The organism is Empedobacter falsenii, from assembly GCF_019308355.1.
GTDB lineage: Bacteria > Bacteroidota > Bacteroidia > Flavobacteriales > Weeksellaceae > Empedobacter > Empedobacter falsenii_B.
This window is the reverse complement of sequence record NZ_JAAGKM010000079.1, coordinates 1-4026: the sequence shown is the minus strand read 5'-3', so window position 1 is coordinate 4026 and position 4026 is coordinate 1. Positions and strand designations below refer to the sequence as shown.

The 4026-nt window shown below is 30.0% G+C and carries 4 protein-coding genes; all 4 read right to left on the bottom strand.

Translation table 11 applies throughout. The annotated features are described in order from the left end of the window. Nucleotides 1–185: 185 nt before the first annotated feature. The 4 genes from G0Q09_RS14630 to G0Q09_RS14615 are packed head-to-tail and all read right to left on the bottom strand — an operon-like array spanning nt 186 to nt 3585. Nucleotides 186–587 carry a cytochrome C gene (locus tag G0Q09_RS14630; RefSeq protein ID WP_125349007.1) on the bottom strand — a complete coding sequence of 134 codons (402 nt, stop codon included), beginning with the start codon at nt 585–587 and terminating at the stop codon, nt 186–188. Between the two features lie 13 nt (nt 588–600). Beyond that, nucleotides 601–861, bottom strand: a complete 261-nt coding sequence (locus G0Q09_RS14625; RefSeq protein ID WP_125349008.1) for a hypothetical protein — start codon at nt 859–861, stop codon at nt 601–603. A gap of 1 nt (nt 862) precedes the next feature. After that, complete coding sequence (locus G0Q09_RS14620; RefSeq protein ID WP_125349009.1) at nt 863–1852, bottom strand: cytochrome c; 990 nt, start codon at nt 1850–1852, stop codon at nt 863–865. Next, nucleotides 1852–3585: a cbb3-type cytochrome c oxidase subunit I gene (locus tag G0Q09_RS14615; protein WP_219035436.1), complete on the bottom strand. Its 1734-nt coding sequence runs from the start codon at nt 3583–3585 to the stop codon at nt 1852–1854. Before G0Q09_RS14615 ends, G0Q09_RS14620 begins: the two co-directional genes overlap by 1 nt. Between the last annotated feature and the right edge of the window lie 441 nt (nt 3586–4026).

Sequence of the window (4026 nt, the reverse complement as noted above, 5' to 3'; positions counted from 1 at the left end):
TCATAACTCAATTCTACCGCTCGTAATTTAAATGAAGCATCGTAATGATTTTTTATTCCTTTCATAATTGTAAGATAAGTATTATATACCTTTTCTTACTCTGGAACTTTCGTTAGGATATCCAATTAAACTCTTAGAAAAAAAAGGAGAACTTGAAATAAGAGGTGGTAAAGTAATTTTAATTGCTAAAGACTAAAATTTTCAATGATATAAAAAGCTGCCCAAGCCATAAATATTATAATAAAAACCCAAACCCAAATTGGTATTGTTCGTGGATTTTCGCTTCCTTTTATAATAAAACTTTGGTTTTTTCCTGTATCATAAGCATTAATCATTAATGGCAATACTCCATTCACTTTTTCATTATCAGAAAGCCCTTCTATATGAAGTATTGGCCCATTAGAAACGGTAAAACGAATAATTTTTAACCCTTCTTTTTGGTCAAACTTGCTTACTATTTTTAATAAATGTTCTCCATCCGTCAATTTAGTTGTATCTAACTTGAACGTAACTGGTGGAACCAATTCTGCAATAGGTTTTTCTTCTTTGTCAATGTACAAGTACACAGTTATATTTTTTTCTGACATAATCCCTTTTTTATTAAAATTTTAAAACAATATTTTTGATATGTTTTTTATCTTTTTCGCCAGGTTTAATAAGAAATTTAAACGAATAAAATAATGTATATAATGTAATTATAGTAATCAAGATCACAATGAACCAATTCCAATTTGATTCGGGACCAGTTCCATGTGTAAAATCTTGCGTAATTTTTGGTTGTTGAAGTTTACAGGCATCACATGCTTTTGCATAGCTATATAAACCTAACAATAATATTGTTTTATATTTTGTCTGTTTCATTTTATTTAATTTTGTCCATGATAGCTTTCACTTCTTCTACTGTTACTTTTTTTCCATTATTTCCCCAGCTTGCTTTCTCATAATTTATAATTGCAGTAACATCTTCTGGTGTAAAATGTGCATTTTCTCCTACAGCTGGCATAGAAGCATATTCTGGTCTTGGATCGTAACCTTTCATGATAATCGTAATATAAAGTTCTAAATTTTCTCCTAAAACAATTGGGCTTCCTTTTAATGGTGGAAATGCTCCAGGTAAACCTTCTCCATTTGTTTGATGACAAGTTGCACAGTTTGTTCCAAATAGTGCTTCTCCGTCAGGAAGATTTGAATCGGTTGAATTTCCTTCAGATTTTTTTTCTTTTTTATATAAAAATTTCACAGGCTCAACATCTTCTGTAAGTTTTACTTGTTGTAGACTGAAGAGATAAGCTACTAAATCTTTTGCTTCTCTTGAAGGAACAATTTTTCCTTTAATTCCTATTCTAAATTCATCTGGAACATTTACTTCTATCTCTCCTTCGTCCAAATAATCTTTTACATTAAATAACCATTTATAAGAAGGCATTACAGATTCTGGTACAACAGATCTTGGATTATATAAATGTGAATATTGCCATTCTAAACTTGGTTGCTTACGACCAATATTAGTTAAATCAGGTCCTGTTCTCTCTGTTCCCATTAGTGTTGCTGTATTCTGAAAAAAGCTAATACGTTTATTTCGTGCATAATCTGCAGCAATACTTGGTCTTTCTCCAAAAACCTGATCCATATCTACATTTCTGATCTGTTGTGTATGACAAGCTACACAACCTTCTCTTATATAAATTTGCTTACCACGAACTTCCTCTTCTGTAGAGACATTACTTCCTGGCAAAGGACGATTTATTTTCTGATTATTAAGTGCAGGTAGAATACAAATAATCAATGTTAGAAAAAGAAAAAATGCCAATGCGGAAAGAAAAAGCTTTTTATGATTATTAAAAAAATCCATTATAATGTTGTTTTTTCTATATTAATAATATCTAAAAGTTCAGCTGGTGATTGCGGTATTTTTATTTCCTTTTTTGGTTTTAACATTCTATAAAAGTTATAAGCGAAAATAAAATGAGATATCCACATCATTGTACCTCCTATAGCCCTCCATAACCAATAGGGCATCATTAAAATTATACCTTCAAGAAACGGTTTTTTATCCATCCATAAAATTCCTTTTTCTGTAGATCCTATCATCAACGAAACAATATAAACAAGTAAACCTATTAATGCAAACCAAAAATGTAAACCAACAGTAATACTTGGTGGTTCATGAGAAGTAAGTCTCGGTACAAGTGTATAAGTAAATGACCATAACATAAATGTGATAATACCATACATAGTTAAATGAGAATGAGCAACAGTGAAGTCGGTAAAATGCCAAACAAGATTAGTTACCCGAAATGCTTCTACAGTTCCTTGCATTGAACCAGTGAAATAGAAAATAATTGAAACGACATAAAATGGTAGTACATAACTTAATTTTAATCTGTGCCAAGAACCTCGAATAGTCATCATAAAATTAATGCTTCCTGCAGCTACAGGTATTATCATACCTACGCTCGCTACAATTGCAATAGTTTGCATCCACCATGGAATAGCACTAAATATAAAGTGATGATTTCCAATTAGAGTGTAAAATAAGATTTGAGTCCAAAAAGCAAGTATACTTAGACTATATGAGTACACTGGGCTATTAAGTTCTTGTGGAAGGAAAAAATACATTAATCCAAGATTAAAAAACATGAACCACATACCAACACCTTGATGCATAAAATAACCTTGTGTAATGGTTTCACCTAATCCATCTTGCCAAAACGGAAGATAAGCAACAAGTAATATGACAACAACAAACATCATTGCAGATACTATATACCAATTCGAGACATAAATTTCTTCTGTTTTTCTTGATGATATTGTTTGGATATGATTATAAATACTGATAATAATTCCTATTGCAAAAAGAAGCATAACTGGCCAAACATATTCTCTGTATTCTCCACCGCTATTATTTATCCCAACCATTAAACAAATACTTCCTAATAAAACAGCTGAATTCATTAAAATTAGTGAAGTATAAGCTATTTTTAAGCTAAAGATTTTTGTATTACCTACTCTTGGAATAACATAATACGAAAAACCGACCATAGCAACAGATGCCCAACCCCAGAAAACAATATTCGTATGTACGGGTCTTAATCGACCAAAGCTTAACCAACTAACATGATCAGCATCAGGTGCGACAAATTTTATTCCCAAATACTCTCCTACGGTTGTTCCTATAATAAGCCATAAAATACCACATCCTAAGAACCAAAGTATAAGTTTTTTTTCGTTGTTAGGAATAACTATATTTTTTCTTTCTTTTCGTTTGGTTTGTAAAAAACGAATATCATGTATTTCATTTGTTTGATCTACTAATCCACGTGGATCTTCAACAGAATTATTTAATAAAAGTTCGTTTCCTATTAGTTTAAACTCAAGTTCTATCTTTCGTTTTTCAAGAGCAGCCACTTCTCCTGGTTGAAGATTCTTTAAATCTTCATAGATTTTTTTTAATTCTTTTTTTCTTAACACATTTGATATAATGCTATTGATTTTAATTAAAATAAGAATCAAAGCAAAAAATACAGGAATAAAGAAAAACAAGATAGTCAATTGAAGACCAGGTTCATTTAATAAATTATCCATTATAGTTCTGTTTATATAATTTTGATTTTCTAATTTACATAGGATAGCGTAACAAGACTTATGCGTGTGGTCATAGGTGTGTTAAATAATTGTACTTGTGTCTTTTACAGAAATTATTTATTTAATATTCATCTTATGAAAAGAAGGAAGCCTTATGGAAGAATTATTATTAAATAGAAAAATAGAAGAGTCTTATCGTAGAAAATATTAACCAATAAATTAAAATTTAATTTCTGAAAATTTAATTCTCAATACTTATATCTACTTTTTACAATACTTTAATTTGCATCAAGATTTCTCGAAGGTCATATGAATTTGTAATCTTCCCTAAAAACCGGACCGTTTAAAAATATAGTTTATTAACTTAGGGATAATTATGAAACAGAGCAATTTTACAGAAGTTCAGATCGTCAAGATCTTATCAGAACAAAATCAAGGCAA